Genomic DNA, 19967 nt, shown 5'->3' with positions numbered 1-19967 from the left:
GGGCGGCCATTCCTTCAGGGCTGGATGAGCTGGAAGGACGCACCCTGGGGATCGGCGACCCCGGCGACACGTCCGAAGGGGGTGTCACCGGGCTCGCTGAGAAGCGCGCCACCGAGTTCCCGGAGCTTGTCGACGCCCGCGTCCACATCCACCACCTGCACGTACATCCGCCAGTGGCTGCGGGTCCCTGCCCGGATCCCGGCGGTCAGGGTCGTGGCGTAACGGACATCGCCGTCCAGATCTCTGAGCCGCCAGCCGAACACCTTTCCGTAGAACTCCACTGCCGCGTCGAAGTCCGTGGTCATGACCTCGAACCACACCGGGATGCCCGGCCCGGATTCCGTGGCGAAACCCCCGAAACCGGCCGGTTCCCACAGGCCGAGGGCGGCACCGGTCGGATCCGTGATCATGGCGGTGGTGCCCAGGTCGGAGATCTTCATCGGCGCCATCGTCACGTGTCCACCGGCCTCGACGACTTTCGCGGTGGCCTCGGTGATGTCGTCGACCTTGAGGAAGACTGTCCAACCGGTTTCCTCCGGGGCGGCTGCATCATCCGTGCCCATGGCGGAACTCATCGCCCCGCCAACCGGGTAGCCACCCCTTTCCACCATGCGGTACTCCCCCAGCTCCGGGTCATCGTGGAGGAACTCCCAGCCCAGCAGCTCCCGGTAGAAGACCTCTGCGGCGTCGACGTCGGTGGTGGACAGGTCCATCCAGGCGGGTTCGCCGTGTTTGATGTCAGACATGTGCTCTCCTCATTCCCGGGTAGGCGGCTGGCCGTGACCACGCCCACAATTCTACGCCCGGTGCAGGGACTCCGGATATACCTGCACTTTCGACCCCACCGCACCCGACAACGCAGAAGACCGGCCATCCGTGCAGGATGACCGGTCTTCACATGGTGCGCCCGGAGGGATTCGAACCCCCAACCTTCTGATCCGTAGTCAGATGCTCTATCCGTTGAGCTACGGGCGCGCGGAGACGAGAGGATTCGAACCTCCGGCCCGCCGTAAAGCAGGCAACTCCTTAGCAGGGAGCCCCATTCGGCCACTCTGGCACGTCTCCAGTTCCGTCACGGGATAGTGACGAGACTCCCGGTATCCTACCTGGCCCCCGCCCCCGGATCAAACCACCGGGGTGCCGCTATAGACTTCGGAGTCATGATTCGCCCTGACCTCGCCGACATGCCCGCCTACGTCCCCGGTACCCGTCAGCCGGATGCGCTGAAACTCTCCTCGAACGAGGTGACCACTCCCCCGCTGCCGGCCGCCGTGGCGGCCATGGCGGAAGCCGCTGCCGGAGCGAACCGTTATCCGGACATGTTCGCCACCGATCTCAGGGAGGCGTTGGCCGAGCACCTGGAGCTGCCTGCCGGGCAGGTGACCGTCGGTTGCGGTTCCTCGGCGTTATGCCAGCAGCTGGTGCAGATCACCGCGACCCAGGGTGATGAGGTCATCTTCCCGTGGCGCAGTTTCGAGGCATACCCGATCTTCGTCCAGATCGTGGGCGCGGAGCCGGTGGCGATCCCCCTGCTCGCCGACGGCCGCCACGACCTGGATGCCATGGCCGCCGCGATCACCGGACGCACCCGGCTGATCTTCCTGTGCAGCCCGAACAACCCCTCGGGCACGGTGATCACGCAGGAGGAGTTCGACGGTTTCATGGCCCGGGTGCCGGAGGATGTGGCCGTCGGCCTGGATGAGGCCTACTTCGAGTTCAACCGTGACGAGGACGCCGTGGTGGGCACCGAGGCGATCACCCGCTACCCCAATGTGGTGGCCCTGCGGACCTTCTCCAAGGCATACGGTCTGGCCGGGGTGCGCATCGGCTACGCCTTCGGCGCCCCGGAGCTGATCACCGCCCTGGACAAGATGGCCATCCCCTTCGGCGTGAGTTCGGTGGCGCAGGCCGGCGCGCTGGCCAGCCTCGATGCCGCCGATGAGCTGCTGGAGCGCACGGAGGAGACCGTCGTGCAACGTGACCGGGTCGCCGAGGCCGTCGGTGCGCGCCACAGCGAAGGCAATTTCGTGTGGCTGCCGGGTGTGGACGCGAAGGACATGGCGGACCGTCTCGCGGCGCAGGGTGTGCTCACCCGCGCCTTCCCGGAGGGGTTGCGGATCTCCGTGACCACCGGGGATGAGGCGGATCAGTTCCTGGCGGCCTGGCGGGCCGCCGGTCTCTGAGCCGCCGTGCGACCATGGGGGCATGACCGGTATTCTCCGTTTCCTCCTGAACATCATCGTCACCGCCATCGCCCTGTACGTGGTTGCGCGTTTCGTCCCGGGTGTGAGCATCTCCCCGCCGGATGACCCGTGGGCGTTCATCTGGGTGGCGTTGGTGTTCATCGTGGTCAACGCGGTGGTGGGCCCGGTCCTGCGGCTGCTGGGCCTGCCGATCACGGTGCTGACCCTGGGACTGTTCGCGCTGGTCATCAACGCCCTGCTCTTCCTGCTCACGGGCTGGCTCTCGGAGCAGCTGGGGCTCGGTCTGCGGGTCGAGGACTTCGTGGCGGCCCTGATCGGCGCAGTGGTCATGGGTATCACCACGTGGGTGCTGGGCCTGGTGCTCGGCACGGTGGGCCTGCGCACGAAGGGCTGAGGGTTCTCAGCCGCCGGCGAAGGGGGGCAGCACGTCGACCCGCGTCGCTCCCGCCAGGGGGGCGTCGCGGTCGCTGTTTTTCCCGTCGATGAGGAAGGTGCAGCGTTCGAAGATCTCCCCCAGGGTCATGCCGGCGTCGGTGGTTCCCTGGTGGTGGGTCGCGCGGTCGTCGAGAAGCTCTCCGAGCGTGGCGGCGTGGACGCTCTCCCTCTCGACTCCCGCGGCCGCACGGGCAGCCGCGAAATAATGAATTTCCACACCTCCCAGCATGCCATCACCAGGGATAACATGTAAGCCATGCGTTCCCCCGAAGAACATCTGGCCGCCGTCCGCGAGCTCGTGCCGGCCCGCGGGGTGGTCACCGTCCCGCTTATCGACGCCCCCGGGCGCACCCTCGCCCGTGAGCTCACCGCCGTGCACCCCTCCCCGCGTTTCGACAACTCCCAGATGGACGGCTTCGCGCTGTCCGCCGCGCACCTGGTGCAGGCCCCGGGTGAATTCACCGTCGGGGAGACGCTGGCGGCCGGCGTTGATCCGGACGCCCTCTACCCGGCCGGCATCGGTGCGGCGATCGTGCCGATCATGACCGGGGCGAAGGTCCCGCAGGGCGCGGCAGCGGTCGTGCCCGTCGAGGCCTGCGAGCCACCCGCCTTCCCCGCGACCGGCTCCCGGATCCGGGTGGCGGCCGTCCCCACCCGGGGCCAGTTCATCCGCCCGGCCGGTTCCGACATCTCCGCCGGCCAGACCCTCCTGCCCGCCGGCGCGACCCTCGGCCCCGTCGCCGTCGGGGTCCTGGCCGGCCAGAACCTGCCGGTGGTGGAGGTCATCGAGCAGGCGCGGGTGCTCATCTGCACGGGTGGCGCGGAGATCGGCGGCACCGGGGCTGCTGACATCCCCGACGCCAACGGCCCCATGCTGCAGGCCCTGTGCGGGCGTGCCGGCATTGAGGTCGTTGCTCGGCTGCACACCGATGACGACCCGGCGCGCCTGCGCGCGGACCTCGCGGTCGCCGTCGCGGAGCACCGGCCGACGGCGATCATCACCTCGGGTGGGATCTCGGCGGGGAAATTCGAGGTGGTCCGCCGGGTGCTGGAGGGTGCGGGCTGGTTCGGGCATGTCGACCAGCAGCCGGGTGGCCCGCAGGGGCTGGCGCTTTTTCAGGGGGTGCCGGTGATCTGTCTGCCGGGCAACCCGGTCTCCACGCTGGTCAGTTTCCGGCTCTTCGTCGCCCCCGTGCTGGGTACCGCGCCGTCGCCCCTGATGCTGCCGCTGGCCCGGGACGCCGCGGGGTTGCCCACGCGCGACCAGTTCCTCCGCGGGCGGATCACCACACAGGGTGCCGAGCCTGTCGGCGGTGCCGGTTCGCATCTGCTGGTCCAGGCACTGGCGGCGGACTGCCTCATCCGTGTCCCCGCCCCGGGTGGGCTGGTCGCAGGCGAGCACGTCGAGGTCCACCCGCTCTAAGGTGGTGTCCATGACCCGAACCGGCCTCGTCCTCGTCGCCTCCACCCGGGCCGCCCGCGGGGAGTACACCGACCGCTCCGGCCCGGTGCTGGTTGATTTCCTGCGTTCCCACGGCCTGGACACCCCGGATGCCCGGGTGGTCTCCGACGCCGGGATCACCGCGGCCGTCGAACAGGCCCTGGCGGAGGGACCGTCGGTGTTGCTGACCTCCGGCGGCACCGGCGTCAGCCCGGATGACCGCACCGTGGAGGCACTCAGTCCGCTGCTGGAGCGTCAGCTGCCCGGCCTGGTCCACGCGTTCTATGACCGGGGCGTGGAATCCGTGCCCACGGCCGTGCTCTCCCGCACTGTTGCCGGGGTGGCGGGTCGTACCTTCGCCATGGCGCTGCCCGGTTCCACGGGTGCCGCGAAGGACGCCGTGGCGGTCCTCGGCCCCGTTCTCGACCATCTTCTCGCCCAGCTGGAGGGCCACCGTGACCACTGACCCCGCCTACGTCGCCGAACAGACCGGCGTCGTCATCGCCGCGACCATGCGGCAGGAACCCCTGGAACCCCTGCTCGCCGACGCCCGCGCCGCCACCACCACCGAGGCCATGGGCGCGGTGGTCACCTTCGAGGGTGTGGTCCGCGATCACGACGGCGGCCGGGAGGTGGCCAACCTCAGCTACACGGCGCACCCCAGCGCCGGTGAGGTGATCGCCGCCGTCGCCGCCTCCGTGAGCACCCGGCATCCCGAGACCCGCCTGTGGACGGCCCACCGCACCGGTGAGCTGGTGATCGGTGAGCTGGCCTTCGTGGTCATCGCGGCGGCCGCCCACCGGAAGGCGGCCTTCGACGCCGCCGCCGAGCTGGCGGACCGGGTCAAGGCCGAGGTGCCCATCTGGAAGGAACAGGAACTCCGGGAAGGAGGTGTCCAGTGGGTGGGTCTGGAATAGCGCGCTACCGCCGGCAGATCTCGCTGCCGGATTTCGGCACCGCCGGGCAGGAGAAGCTGGCGCAGGCACATGTCGCCGTCCTCGGGGCCGGCGGACTGGGCTCCCCCGCGCTGCTCTACCTGGCCGGCGCCGGAGTCGGCCGCATCACGGTCATCGATGATGACGTGGTGGACCTGTCCAACCTCCACCGCCAGGTCATCCACCGCGACGCCGGGGTCGGCCGATCCAAGGCGGAATCCGCGGCCGCCGCGATGCGGGAGCTCAACCCGGAGATCACCGTCACCGTGGTCGCCGAACGCCTCACCCCCGGCAACGCCCTGGACGTCATCGGTGATGCACAGGTGCTTCTCGACGGCACCGACAACTTCGACACCCGCCACCTCGCCTCCTGGGCCTGCGCCCGCCTGGGCATCCCGCACGTGTGGGCCTCTATCCTCGGCCACGACGCCCAGCTCTCCGTATTCCACGCCGGCCACGGCCCCATCTACGAGGACATCTACCGCGAACCCCCCGCCCCCGGGGTGGTGCCCAACTGCGCGCAGGCCGGGGTCCTCGGCCCGCTCGTCGGGACCGTCGGTTCCGCCATGGCCCTGGAGGCCATCAAACTGCTCACCGGGCTGGGTCGCCCCCTCATCGGACGCCTCGGGGTATTCTCCGGCCTGGACGGCACGTGGGAGTATGTGCCTGTCGTCGGCACGCAGACCACCCTCGATGCGGTGCTGGCCCACGGGCCGGTGCGCTCCCCGCAACTGCCCCCGGTGCCCGAGATCACCGAGCTTCCCGACGCCGCCCTGCTCATCGACGTCCGCGAGCCCCACGAATTCGCCGCCACCCGCATCCCCGGTGCACACAACGTGCCGCTGGGCGAGGTACTTGAGGGCGGGTGGCTGCCCCCGCAGCCGGAACCGGGCCAGGAGGTGGTCATCTACTGCGCCGGCGGGATCCGTTCGGCCCGTGCGGTCCGTGCCCTGGCGGAACGCGGGGTGACCGGCCCGGTGAGCCTGGCCGGCGGTATCGACGCCTGGCTCGACCGATAGGTCCGGACCTGCCTGCCGAGACCTAACCCACCAGCCCCACGGCAAAACCCCCGGTCAGCAACGACCAGGGGTTTCACCACGAGCGGAGACGAGGGGATTTGAACCCCTGGAGGTTTGACCCTCGCTGGTTTTCAAGACCAGTGCATTCGGCCGCTCTGCCACGTCTCCTTCGTCGGCGGGGCGTCAAAGCGCCGTCGACAAGCAGACACATTACCTGAAGCCCGGAATTTCCCTACCCTGGGAGGGCATGAAGGCGATTCAACTGACTGATCCTGAAGATCCCCGCTCCCTCGCACTCGTCGAGACCGACATCCCACAGCTCAAAGACGGTGAAGTGCTGGTCAAGGTGCACGCCGCCGGCGTCAACCGCGGCGACCTCCTCCAGGCCCGCGGCCACTACCCGCCCCCGCCCGGGGCCTCGGACATCATCGGCCTGGAGTGCGCCGGTGTCATCGAGGATCCCGGCACCACCGGCCGCACCCGCGGCGAGGAGGTCGCCTGCCTGCTCGCCGGCGGTGGCTACGGCGAGTACGTCGCCGTGCCCGAGGGCCAGCTCATGCCCGTCCCGGAGGGTTACTCCCTGACCGAGGCCGCCAGTGTCGTTGAGGCGGCCTGCACCGTGTGGTCCAACCTCGGGATGCTCGCGGGTCTGCGCGCCGGGCAGACGGTGCTCATCCACGGCGGGGCGGGCGGCATCGGCACCTTCGCCATCCAGCTGTGCAAACAACTGGGCGCGACCGTCGCGGTGACGGCCGGTTCCCCGGAGAAGCTGGAGACATGCCGTGAGCTGGGTGCGGACATCCTCATCAACTACAACGATCAGGACTTCTCCGAAGAGCTCAAGGGGCGTTGCGATGTCATCCTCGACATCATCGGGGCGAAGTACCTGCGCCAGAACCTGCGCGCCCTCAATGAGGACGGCCAGCTGATCATCATCGGTCTGCAGGGCGGGGTGAAGGCGGAGATCAACCTCGGTTCACTGCTGCCGCGCCGGCTGTCGGTCCGCGGCACGACGCTGCGCGCCCGCTCCGGGGCGGGCAAGGCGGAGGTCGTCGCCTCCACCATCGAGAATGTGTGGCCCATGCTTGCCGACGCCCGCATCACCCACCGCATCCACGCCACCCTCCCCCTCGCCGAGGCCGCGGCCGCCCATGACCTGCTGGATTCCGGCGAGGTCACCGGAAAGATCGTGCTGGAGGTCTAGAGGGACTCAGGCGAGGGAGGCGACCACGCGGGTGAGGTGCTCCAGGTCGTAGCGGGCGGTGAAGGGGCTCAGGGAGATCGTCACCGCACCGCCGACCTCATCGATTCCCATGTCGGTGTACAGCTGCGCCGACGGCAGGATCGTGGTGACCAGGCCGTTGTCCAGCAGCCGCTGGTGCACCGTCTCTGACGGCACGCCGCGCACCGCGAACGACAGACGCGGCACCCGGTCGGATTCCCCACCGTCGCCGGCCTCCCCGGTCACGCCGAGGATGTGCACGCTCGGCAGGGCCCCGAGGAACAGCCGTAGTTCGTCGGAGAGTTCCTGCAGATAGCCGGACATCTCCCGCATCGCCCGCTGCAGACGGGTGCGTCGGGTGCCACCCGGTTCCGCCTGGTCGGCGATGAGGTCGACGAGGGTGGGCACACCGCCGGCCAGGGCCGGGGCCACGGGGGTCTCCAGGACAGGGTCCATGCGGCGGAACATGGCCGTGTCCCGGAAGACCAGTGCCGCGACCTGTGGGCCACCCAGCGCAGAGACGTCCAGCGCGACGATGTCGGCGTCCCATTCGTCGACGTCGAGGAGGCGGTAGGGGGCGTAGGCGGAGGCGTCGACAAGCACCCAGGCGCGGGAGCGTGCGCGGGTGTGCTCCACGATCTCCGCGACGGGGGCGACGGTGCCCAGGTGGTACTGGGCGGCGGAGAGGGCGACGAGGCGGGTGGAGCCGTCGACAAGCCCGGTGTACTGCGAGGCCGGCAGCGTGCCCGTGCCCAGATCCGGCTGCGCCCGCCGCACCCGTGCCCCCACCTCCGCGAAGGGTGCCGACAGCGCCGGCTGGTCCAGGTCCGAGAGCACCACCGAGGACGTGTTGCGCAGCAGCGGACGCATCGCCCGCGCCAACGAAATGTACAGGGCGTGCAGGCTCGGCCCCAGGACCACGCGGTCCGGGGTGGCGCCGCAGAGATCGGCGACGGCGGTGCGGGCGGCGTCGAGAAGCGAATCCCCCTCGAGCCGGCCCGGCTCATGCGGACGTGAATGGGAACCGGAGGACTTCTCCACCTCAGCGACGCTGGTGGCCAGACGGAAGGAACGGGACACCGCCGCAGACACCCGCTCCGGGATCTGCGCGCACTGGTGAGCGTTGAGATAGGTCCACCCGTCACCGAGGGACACGTACTGCCCCCGCACCCGGGCGACGTCATAGGCCATCAACGACACTCCTTCCGACACGTCAGTCCAGTATGCCCCCTCCGGCAGCTGGATACAGCATCAACCCCACCATCAGCGATCCAGGGGGAAACCCCAGGTAGGGGTATGCACCAGGCAGGACGATCTTAACCGGTTTCCCATGAAACTCACAGGGGCCGGGTGCGAGGGACCCACCCGTGCCGGATGTCCCCGAACCGCCCCTGCGGGGTTAGTGTTGTCGGTGTGCAGGAACAATCCCCCCTTCGAGACCAACGAGCCGAACAGCAGTTGCGTGACGACGTCGCCCGGATGACGTCGAACACCGACACCGACCCCCCGGCCTCACAGTCCAAGACCTTCCGCGCCGCCTGGAACGACCTCGCCCGCGGATTCCAGCAGCACGAGCTGTGGCTGCAGCTCGGCTGGCAGGACATCAAACAGCGTTACCGTCGCTCCACCCTCGGCCCGCTGTGGATCACCATCGCCACCGGCGTCATGGCCCTGGCCCTGGGACTGCTGTACTCCATGCTCTTCCAGATCCCCCTCGCCGAATTCCTCCCCCACGTCACCGTGGGCCTGATCATGTGGGGTTTCATCTCCGGCTGCATCAAGGACGGCGCCGACATCTTCATCGACAACGAGGGCCTGATCAAACAGCTCCCCTCCGCCCTGTCGGTGCATGTCTACCGGTTGGTGTGGCGGCAGGCGATCTTCCTCGGCCACAACCTGGTCATCTGGGTCCTCCTCATGCTCATCTTCCCCCGGCCGCTGGGCTGGGAGGTGCTCATGGCGATCCCCGCCATGGCGGTACTGGTGCTCAACGGTGTGTGGGTGACCATGTTCTTCGGCATCGTCGCCACCCGCTACCGCGACGTCGCCCCGCTGCTCGAGGCCATGGTGCAGCTGCTCTTCTACGTCACCCCCATCGTCTGGACCACCCAGACCCTGAAAGAGCAGGGCGGCGACATCGCCCAGCGCGCCCTGCTCGCGGAGATCAACCCCCTCTTCCACTACATGGAGATCATCCGCGCACCCCTCATCGGCCAACCCCTGGCCGCCTACCACTGGTGGATCGTCCTGGCCTGCACCGCAGTCGGCCTCATCCTGGCGCTGCTGGCCATGAAGCAGTGGCGATTCCGCGTCAGCTACTGGGTCTAGGAGGATCCCTTGGTTTCCATCGACACCTACAACGCCTGCGTCGACTTCCCCATCTTCGACGCCAAATCACGTTCCATGAAGAAAGCCTTCCTGTCCACCGCAGGCGGGGCCATCGGCCGCAACAAGGACAACACCGTCGTCGTCGAGGCGCTCAAGGACATCAACCTCCACCTGCGCGAAGGTGACCGCGTCGGCCTCGTCGGCCACAACGGCGCCGGCAAATCCACCCTGCTGCGCCTGCTGTCCGGCATCTACGAACCCACCCGCGGTTCCGCCGACATCCGCGGCCGCGTCGCCCCCGTCTTCGACCTGGGCGTCGGTATGGACCCGGAGATCTCCGGCTACGAGAACATCATCATCCGCGGCCTCTTCCTCGGGCAGACCCGCAAACAGATGCGGGCGAAGATCGACGAGATCGCCGAATTCTCCGAGCTCGGCGAATACCTCAACATGCCGCTGCGCACCTACTCCACCGGCATGCGCGTGCGCCTGGCCCTGGGTGTGGTCACCTCCATCGAGCCGGAGATCCTGCTTCTCGACGAAGGCATCGGTGCCGTCGACGCCGCATTCATGGCCAAGGCCCGCGTCCGCCTCCAGGAGCTGGTCAAACGTTCCGGCATCCTCGTCTTCGCCTCCCACTCCAACGACTTCCTCGCCCAGCTGTGCAACACCGCCCTGTGGATCGACCACGGCGAGGTGCGCAAGGCCGGGCTTGTCGACGAAGTCGTCGAGGCCTACGAGGGCAAGGGCGCCGGCGACTACGTCCGCTCACTGCTGCGGCGTTTCGACGATGAGGAACAGGCCTGATCCAGCGGGTCCTCAGATTTATCTGATCACCTCCGGACCGGAGATTAGATTTCGACTCCAGACTTGACCAGATAAATTCTCCACCGGGATGCGCACCAGCCGCTGCTCCCCTAGGGCCACCATTCGGAGGGGGATGAATGGAATTCGAGGAGAACTGCGTCGTCGGCACGGCGGAGCTGAGCGCACGGGGGCTGGCCCAGAAAGAGATCCATGCGCTGGTCGAGCAGGGCAAGCTGCACCGGGTGGAGAAAGGGGTGTTCACCACCTCGCCACCCGAGGGGAGCTGCTGTTGCGGGCCCTGAGCCATCGGCGACCGTACCTGGTGTTCACGGGCAGGACAGCCCTGCAGCTCTACAGCGGGACGCAGGTCACTACCCCGCTGTCCGGCCTGGTTCGTCCGCCGAGGTCAGCCCACGGTTCAGCGCTGCTCACACTGCGCCGGCGACGACGGGTCTTCTACCGGGAACACGACAGAGTTCTGGTGTCGCCCCCGGTGGTCGCGGTAGCGGACTGCCTGGGCGACGCCGCGGAGACCGAACTCATTGATTTTTTGGAGCAGCAGTACACCGGCCGCCAAGGCCGCATCCTCATGGAGGCTGAGCTGAACGCGCTCCTGCGCGTGCCCCGGCAGTTGCGCGACCTGATCAGCCGCGCAGCCATAGGTGCCGACAGCGAGGTGGAACGGGAGGTCTTCCGCGCCCTGCGTGCCCGGGGTCTGAAGGTGGTCCAGAACCACGAGATCGGCGGTTATTCATTTGACGGGGTGCTCCCGGGTGTCAAGCTGATTGTGGAGATCGACGGCTACCGCTACCACGCCGGCGAGTCCCGGGAGATCTTCGTGATCGACCGCTGGAAGGCGAACTACGCTGTTCGGCACGGTTACCGGGTGCTGCGCTATTCGGGCAGCTGCGTGAAGCACCATCTGGATCTGGTGGTGGAGCAGATCGTCGCGGCAGCCCACGACCTGGAGGAACCGCTGTTCTCCGAGGAGCATCAGGTCTGGGAGTGGCATGAAACGGTGAACCGGGACGGCCCGTGGATCCGCGAGGTGGCACAATGACCACCATGCCCGGTACCGAACTTCCCCCCCTCAACCGCTCCGACCGTGTCGCGGCGGTGATCGTCACCCATAGGCGCGTGGAGCTGCTGCGGGCCTCCCTGGAGCAGGTGGTCAACCAGACGCACCCGGTGGACTGGGTGGTTGTGGTGGACAACGGGTGTGAGGAGAGCGTCGAGAAGCTCGTGGAGGAACTGGCTGGCGAGCGGGCGGTGTACCTGCCCAGCCGCACGAACCTGGGTGGGGCGGGTGGTTTCGCCTACGGTTTTCTCACGGCACTGGCGCTGGGGGCGGACGCCATCTGGTGTGCCGATGATGACGGCCGCCCGGCGGACCACCACGTCCTGGAGACGCTCATCGACGTCGCCGTCACCCACCGTCTCCACGAGGTCTCCCCCGTCGTGTGCAATATCAACGACCCCGGCCAGCTGGCGTTCCCGCTGCGGCAGGGCCTGGTGTGGCGCCGGCGTCTGGATGAGCTGGAGGGGGATTTCATCCCCGGGATCGCGAGCCTGTTCAACGGCGCACTGATCTCCGCCCGCGCCATGGAGATCATCGGTGTTCCCGACTACCGCCTGTTCATCCGCGGCGATGAAGTCGAGTACCACCGCCGTCTGGTGCGTTCGGGACTGAATTTCGGTACGGCGCTGACCACGGCGTACCTCCACCCGGACGGCTCCGAAGAATTCAAGCCGATCCTGGGTGGGCGGATGCACACGCAGTACCCGGACAACGATTCCAAGCGTTTCTTCACGTACCGCAACCGCGGCTACATCATGAGCCAGCCGGGCATGCGGAAGTTGCTGCCGCAGGAATACGCCCGTTTCGGCTGGTTCTTCCTGGTGCAGCAGCGTGACCCGGAGGGGTTCGTGGAGTGGCTGCGTCTGCACCGCCAGGGCCGGCGGGAGCGTTTCACCCGCCCCTAGCGGAAGATGAACGCCCGCTGGACGATGAAGTTGATCACCGTCGCGGTGCCCTGGGCGATGAGGAAGGCGATGATGACCGCCACGGAATTGGCCCAGTCCCAGTCGGTGAACAGCCGGTAGAACACAGCATGCAGGCCGACGTTGACGAAGTAGGTGATGGTGTACAGCCCCGCCACCTGCAGGAACCGTCGCAGGGAGGGTTCGGCCTGGAAGGTCCAGCGCCGGTTGATCAGGTAGGCGGTGGTGGTGCCGAAGATGAAGCCCACGGACCTTGCGGCGACGGGACCTGTACCCAGGAGCACCTGGAGGATGAAGGTCAGGCCGAGGTCGACGACCGCCGACACGCCGCCGGAGATGATGAATCGGATGGCCTGGATGCGCAGGCCCTTTTCCTTGGGTTGTACCTCAATTGCCACGAGGCATTACCCTACCCCGCCTGTCTGCCTACGCCCGAAGGAGTTCGCGGTAGATGTCGAGCCGGTCCACGGGTGAGAGCGCGTCGGCGCCGTAGGCACCGAGGTCACTGAGCCGGTCCAGGGAGCGCGCGCACAGCTGGCGGATGCGCCCGCTGCTCAGTGGGGTGCCGTCGTCATCCTGCCAACCGAGGGCGGACATGGTGGTCTCCAGGACGTGGTCACCGAGGAGTTCATCGCTCATGCAGGCGAGGGCGAGGACGACGGCCCAGAAGGCGTCGCGGGCGGGCGGGGCTGTTTCGAGGGGTATTTCGGCGAGGACGTCGGTGACGTCCCGGGGCAGGCCGACCTCCCGGGTGAGGTCGAGGGCCTGGAGGAGGGGGACAAAGTCAAAGATGCCGGAGCGGTCGATGAGGCGGCGGACGGCGGGGGTGGTGGCGGCGAGGACATCGCGGATGGTGGCGGTGCCGGTCAGTTCGGCGTTGATGGCGGCGAGGTCGAATTCGGTGTCACCGAAGGCACCGGAGCCGCCGACGCAGAGGGCACGCGGAGTGCCGTCATCACGCAGGTAGGACTCGACGGCGGTGATGATGATGTCCCACAGGCCGAAGTGGTAGACGATCGAGTCGCCCTCCTCGGCGAGGTGATGGTGAAGTTCGTCGGCGGCGTCGAGACGCTCGTCGCGGTCCTCGTGGGTGGAGAAGTGCCAGGGGGCGGAACCCCGGTATTCTTCGAGGCCGAAGGCGGTGACGAGGACATCGTGGAGGTCGGCGAGGTGGAGGCTGTCGTTGACACCGATGTGGCGGTGGACCTCGGCGTCGGCACGCAGGTTGGCGGCGCGGAGGATGACGGTCCTGGGCTGCCGTTGCCTGCGGGCGCGGACGGCCGTCAGGTCGACGACCTGTCCTGTGCTGTTCCCGCTCTCTGACGACATAACACCCAGGGTAGCGATTTTCTTCAGTCCAGCGGCAGAGGCAGGGCCTCCGCCCCGTACCGTTCCTGCAGATACTTGCGCGAGCGACGCTGGCTCTCGATGGTGTGCCAGGCCTCCACCAGCTCCGTCAGGGCCGTGGCATAGGTCCACGCCCTCTGACCTGTGGGTTCTCCGTGGTAGGCGGTGGCGATCTGCTCGAGATCGACGGTCTCGGGGGCGTCGAAACGCGGGAGCGTGAGCTGAGGATTCGCCTCCTTCGCCGTCTTTGCCGCGGCCTTGTACTCGGCGAGGCGCTTCTCAACGCCCACCCGGATCGCCCGCAGCGCCTCCCCGTCCCCGTCAACGTCGAGGACATGTGCGCCGGCGGTCAGGTCCGCCATGCGCGCCGGGTCCACCTCACCGGGGCCGAGCAGCCACGCGCCGGACATGATGCCGGAGGGTGAGTCCGGGGCGGTCTGCACCTGCCACACGACGGTCGTCTCCTCCTGCCTGTCGACGACCGCGATCACCGGATGCCCGCTCATGCCCGCTGCCCTCTGCGCTGGTGGGCGACCTCGGCGACGGCGAAGACCACGGCTGCTGCCACGCCGCCGAGCCAGGTGTTGGGGCGGGAGAGCCCGCGGCGGCCCAGCCAGGCGACGAGGCGGCGCTGGAGGGCGGCGTCCACCCGCAGCAGTGCGGCCAGCACCGCCAGTGCCCCGATGATGACGGTCCACGTCTGCACCGGTGAAGCCGTGGAGAAGTCCCCCGCCGGGGTGTCCGAACCCGGGCCCGGCACCGAACCGATGTCGCCGATGGAGCGGCGCAGCTGATCGAACATCACCGTCGGATCATTATCCGGGTCTTCATCAAAGGAGTTGAGCACGGCCACCAGCGCCGCTCCGCCGGCCCCGATCCCCGCCGTGGCCAAGGCGCGCAGGGGGCGGGAGGAGATGTAGTCGGGCAATGCGACGGCGGTCCCCACCATGCCCGCCTGCGCGATTCTGCCCGCCAGGGTGTCATCGAGACTGTAGTAGTCGGTCATGCCCCAACCCTATCCCCTCACCCCCACCGGATCAGGGCTGTCTACGCTGGTGGCATGTTCGGAAAGAAGAAGAGCCGTGACGGTTACGACGAGGAGAAGGATCTGCGCGAGGGACGTTTCGTCGCCGCCGAGCAGACCAACCTGCCCCTCAATGACTTCATGACCCGTCTGCTGGCACAGGAACTGCCCATCCTCGACAGCCACGACCGCACCGAGGTGTACCGCCTGCTGCGCGAGTACGCGGCCTCCGGCCGACCGGTGATCACTTCACAGGAGGAGCTGCCGGCGGAGATACGCGGGATCCTCGACCTCTGAGCCCTGCACTACGCCCCACACCCCAAAAAGCAACCGTCCCGTCATCCGGAGATGACGGGGCGGTGAGTTCAGATTCTCTGTGTTCTCAGGACTCGCGGTCCCTATCCCTCTGTCCCTAGAAGAGCCAGAAGATCGGGGCGAAGAGGCTGGTGCCGATGACACCGAGGCCGATGAGAACTGCATAGAAAGTGCTGAGAAGTGCGGCAGACATGACAGGTGTTCTCCTTTCGAATTATCACCGGGCGGACAAAACACTTGGGGAAGTGCTGCCCGGTGAGCTGCTCTTATTATCGCACGGAACTCATCAGCCATGCAAGGCTTTTCAATAACGCATTTCTTGTTGAATAATCTAGGCTGGCCCGAATAAATTCCATTAAAGACGATTCTTCCACGGTTTAATTCTGAACCTCGGAGACACGGTGGGTCCACCCCACGCCGGCACCGGCCCTGGAAATGACTGAGGGAGACCAAAGATGTTTTCATTCGCCTGATGTCGAAGAATAACGGAATGTCATCATTTTATGTCATGTTCATTTTCAGACACATCCGAAAACCGTATGGTGTAGAAAAAGCATCTTCCCCAACCCCGGAGGCCCCATCCCTCACCCTTGAGAAAAACAACCGTCCCGTCATCCGGAGATGACGGGACGGTGAGTTCAGATTCTCTGTGTTCTCGGGACCGAGAGTCCCCCTCTTCTACTTCTAGAGAAAGAAGAAGATCGGGGCGAAGAGGCTGGTGCCGATGACACCGAGACCGATGAGAACTGCATAGAAAGTGCTGAGAAGTGCGGCAGACATGGCAGGTGTTCTCCTTTTCGATTTATCACCGGGCGGACAAAACACTTGGCGAAGTGCTGCCCGGTGAGCTGTTCTTATTATCGCACGAGAATTCGTGGACATGCAAGGGTTTTCAGTAATGCTTCCTTAACGAATAACAGGCGAAGTATTTGAATAACTTCACTTACAGCGCTCCCTCCGCCGTTTAATCAGCCCTCCCCCCCCACAGAAGACAACTCCCGCCCCACCCGCCCCAGCAGCGCACGCTCCCCGCCTGCGGATAGATCCATGGACCCCACCACCGTTCAGGCAGGTCACGCGACGATCAGGGACACGCGGGACGGGCGCATCAGCGGGGAGATCTCCCCTCCCATACATTTTGCAGAGTCGCCGCCAGAGATTCTCTCGACACCGCCCGGTCCGAAAGGGAAGACAACATGACGCAAAGTCACCACTCTCAATTTCTCGGCCGTTTCTCAGCTACCACCCTTCCTGAGAGTCAGCTGTCCATGGAATTCCCCCTACTTCCCCCACAGATTGGCCGAGTACCGGGAACCCAGGACAAAATGCCCCGGACCGCAGAAGGCAGAGGACAAAAGACGAACACCTCGCCATCCGAGGATGGCGGGGTGTTCGTCTTCGATGGTTCAGTGCGGGAGATTCCCGCACCTCTACTGGACTAGAAGAGCCAGAAGATGGGGGCGAAGAGGCTGGTGCCGACGACGCCGAGGCCGATCAGAACGGCGTAGAAAGTGCTGAGGACTGCTGCAGACATGGTGTTCTCCTATCAATTGCGCATTGAAGCGGACAGATTAACTTTGATTCAGCCCCCCAGGCCATATGGACACTTGAAGTGCTGGCCGGTGAACTGACTCCATTATTGCCCCATTTCTTCACAGCCCGCAAGGGATTGGCACAGGAAGAGAAATTCGAATAGTAAAGGGAATGGTGAATATCATGCATTTGTGAATGCCGATGCCTACGAGCTGCTCTTTTGGGGGCAAACCTACCGGAAAGCGCACCCAAAAGGGCACCTTAACGTCACCCCTGGATAGGGGCTACTGAACCCCGGGGCACCGTATTTTCGCAGTCCACAAGGCATTCCGAGGCTCTTGCCGACCAAGCTTTCTGCATAGGGCCCCGTATCGACAACACCCAGACACCCCAGCTCCGCAAAGAGAGAATTGGCAAAGTTCGCAAGCCGAATATTTCCATAGCAAGGACGAATCAAATTTCCCCCACCGAAAGGGCGGTTTCGTATTTTATCTCGTCACTCACTTCACACGGGCCCCATCCTGAGGGGGGTGGAAATTTGAAACGGAACAATCCTCAGTTAATGGCCATGGAGCAACCAGCTCTCCCTGCACTCTCCCCCAACAACGGAACTTCCCAGAATTCACAATTTCCCCCTCGTGAATGTATAAAATACCCACCCCCTATCCGCTGGTATTCTTGAGCAGTTATGCACTACCACTATGGTCAGCCCTTTCGGCGACCCAACTAACCGCCCTAGAGCTGATTCCCCCTCCGCCGCGGAGCGGTCCAGCCCCCACTCGGACCCACTTCCACTACAGAAAAGAGTGTCAAAACAGGAAAGCGATCATTCCGTTATCTTTTGTTAACGTAATGGCTTTTCAGTCAGGACCAGTCGACACCACTCCTCTATATAGAGGAAAGACCCTCCCCGGAAGTGCTTCCTTCTCCAAATGGCATAATAAAGCAGGAGAAGAACCAAAAAGAAAACGCCGTCTCATTGACGACTCTTCTTTTTCGGCGGCAGAAGACAGAAGCACCCACCCGCCGCCCGCTGCCACCCAGCTGTGAACTTGGTCGCCGTCCTCCGCCAACCGCGACCGCCTTCCCGCCGATGCCCGGGGCCACCGCTACGCTGGAGCCGTTAATCAGATCTGTCGAAAGAAGAATTCGGAAGATGGAACTTCAGACCACCACCAAGTCCCTAACGGGGTGGGGCCGCACCGCCCCGTCCACGGCGCACGTCCTGGCCACGCCGGACGTCGAGAAGATCATCGCGGCCGTGGCGCAAGTCGCCGACGACAACGCGGACAAACCCTCCCACCTGCGCCGCGGAGTCATCGCGCGCGGCATGGGACGTTCCTACGGCGATCCGGCGCAGAACGCCGGCGGCCTGGTCGTCGATATGCAGCCGCTGAACAGGATCCACTCGATTGACCCGGATTCCGCCATTGTCGACGTCGACGGTGGCGTGACCCTCGACCAGCTGATGAAGGCCGCCCTCCCCTACGGGCTGTGGATTCCGGTGCTGCCGGGTACACGCCAGGTGACCATCGGCGGTGCGATCGGGCCGGACATCCACGGCAAGAACCACCATTCCGCAGGCTCGTTCGGCGACCACGTCGTCTCCATGGAGCTGCTGGTCGCCGACGGCCGCGTGCTCCACCTCGAGCCGGAGGGCACCAGGGATGACCCGGACGGCACGCTCTTCTGGGCGACGGTCGGCGGCATGGGTCTGACCGGCATCATCCTGCGGGCCCGGATCCGGATGACCAAGACGGAGACCGCCTACTTCATCGCGGACACCGACCGGACGGAGAACCTCGAGGAGACCGTCGCCTTCCACTCGGACGGCTCGGAGCACAACTACACCTACTCCTCCGCCTGGTTCGACGCGATCAGCCCGGAGCCGAAGCTGGGCCGTGCCACCATCTCGCGTGGTTCGCTGGCAACCCTGGACCAGCTGCAGGAGCTGGCCCCGAAGCTGGCGAAGGATCCGCTGAAGTTCAACGCCCCGCAGCTGATGACGGTGCCGGACATCTTCCCGTCCTTCACCATGAACAAGCTGACGATGAGCGCGATCGGCCAGGCCTACTTCATGATGGGTGCCCCGGCGCGGAACCAGATCAAGAATCTGACGCAGTTCTACCAGCCTCTCGACCTGGTCGGTGAGTGGAACCGCGGCTACGGCCCGGCCGGTTTCCTGCAGTACCAGTTCGTGGTGCCGATGGAGGCGGTGGAGCCGTTCAAGGAGATCATCCGTGATATCCAGCGCTCCGGCCACTACTCCGCGCTCAATGTGTTCAAGCTCTTCGGGCCGGGCAACCGGGCCCCGTTGTCCTACCCGATGCCGGGTTGGAACGTCTGCGTGGACTTCCCCATCCGTCCGGGCCTCAGCGAGTTCCTCGACGACCTGGACCGCCGGGTCATGGAGTTCGGCGGTCGGCTGTACCTGGCCAAGGAGTCACGCACCTCCGCTGAGAACTTCCACCAGATGTATCCGGGCCTGGAGGGCTGGCTGCAGACCCGCAACGGAATCGACCCGACGGGTGTCTTCGCCTCTGACATGTCCCGCCGTCTCGAACTGAACTGACACAGGAGTAATACAGAACCATGCTCAACGCAGTGGGCCAGGCCCAGAACATTCTGCTGCTCGGCGGCACCTCCGAGATCGGCCTCGGCATAGTCGCTGAATTCCTCAGCCGTGGACCCGCCCGGGTGACGCTGGCGGCGCGCAAGGACTCGCCGCGTATCAGCACAGCGGTGGACCAGATCAAGGCCGCCGGCGCCGCCGAGGTGGAGGTCGTGGATTTCGACGCCACCGACTTCGACTCCCATCCGGCGACCATCGACGCCGCCTTCGCGCACGGGGACGTGGATGTCGCGATCGTGGCCTTCGGCACCCTGGGTGACCAGGAGGCGCTGTGGCAGGATCAGGCCGCGGCCGTGGCCTCCGCCCAGACCAACTACACCGGCCCCGTGTCCGTCGGTGTGCTCCTGGGGCAGCGTTTCAGGGATCAGGGCCACGGCACCATCGTCGCCCTGTCCTCCGTCGCAGGTGTGCGGGTGCGCCGCTCCAACTTCGTCTACGGCGCCTCCAAGGCCGGCCTCGACGGTTTCTACACCCAGCTGGGTGAGGCCCTGCGGGACTCGGGCGCGAAGGTGCTCGTCGTCCGGCCGGGCCAGGTCCGCACGAAGATGTCGGCGGGCACGAAGGAGGCACCGCTGACCGTGGACATCGACGACGTGGCGAAGGCCACCGTCGAGGGTGTTCTCAAGGGCCGGGACATCATCTTCGTCCACCCGGCCTTCGAGGCCGTGGCGGCGGTGTTCAACATGATCCCGCGCCAGATCTTCCGCAGGCTACCCTTCTAGGC

At 66.1% G+C, this 19967-nt stretch carries 22 protein-coding genes and 3 tRNA genes; 15 read left to right on the top strand and 10 right to left on the bottom strand.

Annotation, left to right across the window (positions count from 1 at the left end; translation table 11 throughout):
* Window positions 1–14: 14 nt before the first annotated feature.
* The 3 genes from NYP18_RS01045 to NYP18_RS01035 all read right to left on the bottom strand — a co-directional run bounded on the left by NYP18_RS01045 (window position 15) and on the right by NYP18_RS01035 (window position 1065).
* On the bottom strand, window positions 15–746 hold the full coding sequence (locus NYP18_RS01045) for a VOC family protein (protein ID WP_259426279.1): 732 nt from the start codon (window positions 744–746) through the stop codon (window positions 15–17).
* Window positions 747–899: 153 nt separating this feature from the next.
* Window positions 900–975: transfer RNA gene (locus NYP18_RS01040), tRNA-Arg, on the bottom strand.
* A gap of 1 nt (window position 976) precedes the next feature.
* A tRNA-Ser gene (locus NYP18_RS01035) sits at window positions 977–1065 on the bottom strand.
* A 95-nt stretch (window positions 1066–1160) separates the two neighbouring features.
* Between NYP18_RS01035 and NYP18_RS01030 the strand changes: the two genes are divergently transcribed.
* Complete coding sequence (locus NYP18_RS01030; protein WP_259426278.1) at window positions 1161–2183, top strand: pyridoxal phosphate-dependent aminotransferase; 1023 nt, start codon at window positions 1161–1163, stop codon at window positions 2181–2183.
* Window positions 2184–2205: 22 nt separating this feature from the next.
* The gene (locus tag NYP18_RS01025; RefSeq protein WP_259426277.1) at window positions 2206–2598 is read left to right on the top strand and encodes a phage holin family protein; all 393 of its coding nucleotides are present in this window, start codon (window positions 2206–2208) and stop codon (window positions 2596–2598) included.
* A 6-nt stretch (window positions 2599–2604) separates the two neighbouring features.
* Here NYP18_RS01025 and NYP18_RS01020 read toward each other — a convergent pair whose 3' ends face one another.
* A complete protein-coding gene (locus NYP18_RS01020; RefSeq protein ID WP_259426276.1) occupies window positions 2605–2856 on the bottom strand; it encodes a MoaD/ThiS family protein in 252 nt (83 codons plus the stop codon).
* A 39-nt stretch (window positions 2857–2895) separates the two neighbouring features.
* On the opposite strand from NYP18_RS01020, the gene NYP18_RS01015 reads away from it, so the two are divergent.
* Genes NYP18_RS01015 through NYP18_RS01000 form a run of 4 tightly spaced genes read left to right on the top strand, consistent with a single transcriptional unit; the run spans window position 2896 to window position 6034 of the window.
* The gene (locus tag NYP18_RS01015) at window positions 2896–4062 is read left to right on the top strand and encodes a molybdopterin molybdotransferase MoeA (RefSeq protein WP_259426275.1); all 1167 of its coding nucleotides are present in this window, start codon (window positions 2896–2898) and stop codon (window positions 4060–4062) included.
* A 10-nt stretch (window positions 4063–4072) separates the two neighbouring features.
* Window positions 4073–4546 (top strand): MogA/MoaB family molybdenum cofactor biosynthesis protein, encoded by a 474-nt coding sequence (locus NYP18_RS01010; RefSeq protein WP_259426274.1) that lies wholly within the window; start codon window positions 4073–4075, stop codon window positions 4544–4546.
* Window positions 4536–4997 (top strand): molybdenum cofactor biosynthesis protein MoaE, encoded by a 462-nt coding sequence (locus tag NYP18_RS01005; protein ID WP_259426273.1) that lies wholly within the window; start codon window positions 4536–4538, stop codon window positions 4995–4997. Before NYP18_RS01010 ends, NYP18_RS01005 begins: the two co-directional genes overlap by 11 nt.
* Entirely contained in the window at window positions 4979–6034 is a 1056-nt protein-coding gene (locus NYP18_RS01000) for a ThiF family adenylyltransferase (RefSeq protein WP_259426271.1), read from the top strand. Before NYP18_RS01005 ends, NYP18_RS01000 begins: the two co-directional genes overlap by 19 nt.
* A gap of 83 nt (window positions 6035–6117) precedes the next feature.
* Here NYP18_RS01000 and NYP18_RS00995 read toward each other — a convergent pair.
* Window positions 6118–6202, bottom strand: a tRNA-Ser gene (locus tag NYP18_RS00995).
* Between the two features lie 79 nt (window positions 6203–6281).
* Between NYP18_RS00995 and NYP18_RS00990 the strand changes: the two genes are divergently transcribed.
* Window positions 6282–7238 carry an NAD(P)H-quinone oxidoreductase gene (locus NYP18_RS00990; protein WP_259426270.1) on the top strand — a complete coding sequence of 319 codons (957 nt, stop codon included), beginning with the start codon at window positions 6282–6284 and terminating at the stop codon, window positions 7236–7238.
* Window positions 7239–7244: 6 nt separating this feature from the next.
* On the opposite strand, the gene NYP18_RS00985 is transcribed toward NYP18_RS00990, so the two are convergent.
* The gene (locus tag NYP18_RS00985) at window positions 7245–8447 is read right to left on the bottom strand and encodes an aminotransferase class V-fold PLP-dependent enzyme (protein ID WP_259426269.1); all 1203 of its coding nucleotides are present in this window, start codon (window positions 8445–8447) and stop codon (window positions 7245–7247) included.
* 288 nt (window positions 8448–8735) lie between these two features.
* Here NYP18_RS00985 and wzm point away from each other — a divergent pair, with 288 nt between their 5' ends.
* From wzm to glfT1, 5 genes are all read left to right on the top strand, one after another.
* Entirely contained in the window at window positions 8736–9584 is an 849-nt protein-coding gene (gene wzm / locus NYP18_RS00980; RefSeq protein ID WP_259426744.1) for a galactan export ABC transporter permease subunit Wzm/RfbD, read from the top strand.
* A 9-nt stretch (window positions 9585–9593) separates the two neighbouring features.
* A complete protein-coding gene (gene wzt, locus NYP18_RS00975) occupies window positions 9594–10391 on the top strand; it encodes a galactan export ABC transporter ATP-binding subunit Wzt/RfbE (protein WP_259426268.1) in 798 nt (265 codons plus the stop codon).
* 137 nt (window positions 10392–10528) lie between these two features.
* Complete coding sequence (locus NYP18_RS00970; RefSeq protein WP_259426267.1) at window positions 10529–10693, top strand: type IV toxin-antitoxin system AbiEi family antitoxin domain-containing protein; 165 nt, start codon at window positions 10529–10531, stop codon at window positions 10691–10693.
* A complete protein-coding gene (locus NYP18_RS00965; protein WP_259426266.1) occupies window positions 10681–11451 on the top strand; it encodes an endonuclease domain-containing protein in 771 nt (256 codons plus the stop codon). Before NYP18_RS00970 ends, NYP18_RS00965 begins: the two co-directional genes overlap by 13 nt.
* Entirely contained in the window at window positions 11448–12374 is a 927-nt protein-coding gene (gene glfT1 / locus NYP18_RS00960) for a galactofuranosyltransferase GlfT1 (protein ID WP_304503489.1), read from the top strand. Before NYP18_RS00965 ends, glfT1 begins: the two co-directional genes overlap by 4 nt.
* On the opposite strand, the gene NYP18_RS00955 is transcribed toward glfT1, so the two are convergent.
* The 4 genes from NYP18_RS00955 to NYP18_RS00940 are packed head-to-tail and all read right to left on the bottom strand — an operon-like array spanning window position 12371 to window position 14745.
* Window positions 12371–12784 carry a GtrA family protein gene (locus NYP18_RS00955; protein WP_259426742.1) on the bottom strand — a complete coding sequence of 138 codons (414 nt, stop codon included), beginning with the start codon at window positions 12782–12784 and terminating at the stop codon, window positions 12371–12373. The genes glfT1 and NYP18_RS00955 overlap by 4 nt on opposite strands.
* A gap of 34 nt (window positions 12785–12818) precedes the next feature.
* Window positions 12819–13721 (bottom strand): plasmid pRiA4b ORF-3 family protein, encoded by a 903-nt coding sequence (locus NYP18_RS00950; protein WP_259426265.1) that lies wholly within the window; start codon window positions 13719–13721, stop codon window positions 12819–12821.
* A 23-nt stretch (window positions 13722–13744) separates the two neighbouring features.
* Entirely contained in the window at window positions 13745–14245 is a 501-nt protein-coding gene (locus NYP18_RS00945; RefSeq protein WP_259426264.1) for a DUF6218 family protein, read from the bottom strand.
* The gene (locus NYP18_RS00940; RefSeq protein WP_259426263.1) at window positions 14242–14745 is read right to left on the bottom strand and encodes a hypothetical protein; all 504 of its coding nucleotides are present in this window, start codon (window positions 14743–14745) and stop codon (window positions 14242–14244) included. The genes NYP18_RS00945 and NYP18_RS00940 overlap by 4 nt, the downstream gene beginning before the upstream one ends.
* Before the next feature lie 54 nt (window positions 14746–14799).
* On the opposite strand from NYP18_RS00940, the gene NYP18_RS00935 reads away from it, so the two are divergent.
* The 3 genes from NYP18_RS00935 to dprE2 all read left to right on the top strand — a co-directional run bounded on the left by NYP18_RS00935 (window position 14800) and on the right by dprE2 (window position 19965).
* Window positions 14800–15060, top strand: coding sequence for a hypothetical protein (locus NYP18_RS00935; RefSeq protein WP_259426262.1), 261 nt, complete (start codon window positions 14800–14802; stop codon window positions 15058–15060).
* Between the two features lie 2707 nt (window positions 15061–17767).
* Window positions 17768–19183: a decaprenylphosphoryl-beta-D-ribose oxidase gene (gene dprE1, locus NYP18_RS00930; protein WP_259426261.1), complete on the top strand. Its 1416-nt coding sequence runs from the start codon at window positions 17768–17770 to the stop codon at window positions 19181–19183.
* 20 nt (window positions 19184–19203) lie between these two features.
* Window positions 19204–19965: a decaprenylphospho-beta-D-erythro-pentofuranosid-2-ulose 2-reductase gene (gene dprE2 / locus NYP18_RS00925; RefSeq protein ID WP_259426260.1), complete on the top strand. Its 762-nt coding sequence runs from the start codon at window positions 19204–19206 to the stop codon at window positions 19963–19965.
* Window positions 19966–19967: the final 2 nt, after the last annotated feature.

Source organism: Corynebacterium lemuris (genome assembly GCF_024919295.1).
GTDB classification, from domain to species: domain Bacteria; phylum Actinomycetota; class Actinomycetes; order Mycobacteriales; family Mycobacteriaceae; genus Corynebacterium; species Corynebacterium lemuris.
The sequence above is the reverse complement of the archived record's forward strand: the minus strand, read 5'-3'. Positions and strand labels throughout refer to the sequence as shown.

Bases quoted from the DNA above. Each gene is read 5' to 3' on its own strand.
- NYP18_RS01010 (WP_259426274.1), top strand. From the start codon at position 4,073: ATGACCCGAACCGGCCTCGTCCTCGTCGCCTCCACCCGGGCCGCCCGC.
- NYP18_RS01030 (WP_259426278.1), top strand. From the start codon at position 1,161: ATGATTCGCCCTGACCTCGCCGACATGCCCGCCTACGTCCCCGGTACC.
- NYP18_RS00950 (WP_259426265.1), bottom strand. From the start codon at position 13,721: ATGTCGTCAGAGAGCGGGAACAGCACAGGACAGGTCGTCGACCTGACG.
- NYP18_RS00990 (WP_259426270.1), top strand. From the start codon at position 6,282: ATGAAGGCGATTCAACTGACTGATCCTGAAGATCCCCGCTCCCTCGCA.
- NYP18_RS00935 (WP_259426262.1), top strand. From the start codon at position 14,800: ATGTTCGGAAAGAAGAAGAGCCGTGACGGTTACGACGAGGAGAAGGAT.
- wzm (WP_259426744.1), top strand. From the start codon at position 8,736: ATGACGTCGAACACCGACACCGACCCCCCGGCCTCACAGTCCAAGACC.
- NYP18_RS01015 (WP_259426275.1), top strand. From the start codon at position 2,896: ATGCGTTCCCCCGAAGAACATCTGGCCGCCGTCCGCGAGCTCGTGCCG.
- NYP18_RS00945 (WP_259426264.1), bottom strand. From the start codon at position 14,245: ATGAGCGGGCATCCGGTGATCGCGGTCGTCGACAGGCAGGAGGAGACG.
- dprE2 (WP_259426260.1), top strand. From the start codon at position 19,204: ATGCTCAACGCAGTGGGCCAGGCCCAGAACATTCTGCTGCTCGGCGGC.
- NYP18_RS00940 (WP_259426263.1), bottom strand. From the start codon at position 14,745: ATGACCGACTACTACAGTCTCGATGACACCCTGGCGGGCAGAATCGCG.
- NYP18_RS00970 (WP_259426267.1), top strand. From the start codon at position 10,529: ATGGAATTCGAGGAGAACTGCGTCGTCGGCACGGCGGAGCTGAGCGCA.
- NYP18_RS01045 (WP_259426279.1), bottom strand. From the start codon at position 746: ATGTCTGACATCAAACACGGCGAACCCGCCTGGATGGACCTGTCCACC.
- NYP18_RS01025 (WP_259426277.1), top strand. From the start codon at position 2,206: ATGACCGGTATTCTCCGTTTCCTCCTGAACATCATCGTCACCGCCATC.
- dprE1 (WP_259426261.1), top strand. From the start codon at position 17,768: ATGGAACTTCAGACCACCACCAAGTCCCTAACGGGGTGGGGCCGCACC.
- glfT1 (WP_304503489.1), top strand. From the start codon at position 11,448: ATGACCACCATGCCCGGTACCGAACTTCCCCCCCTCAACCGCTCCGAC.
- NYP18_RS00985 (WP_259426269.1), bottom strand. From the start codon at position 8,447: ATGGCCTATGACGTCGCCCGGGTGCGGGGGCAGTACGTGTCCCTCGGT.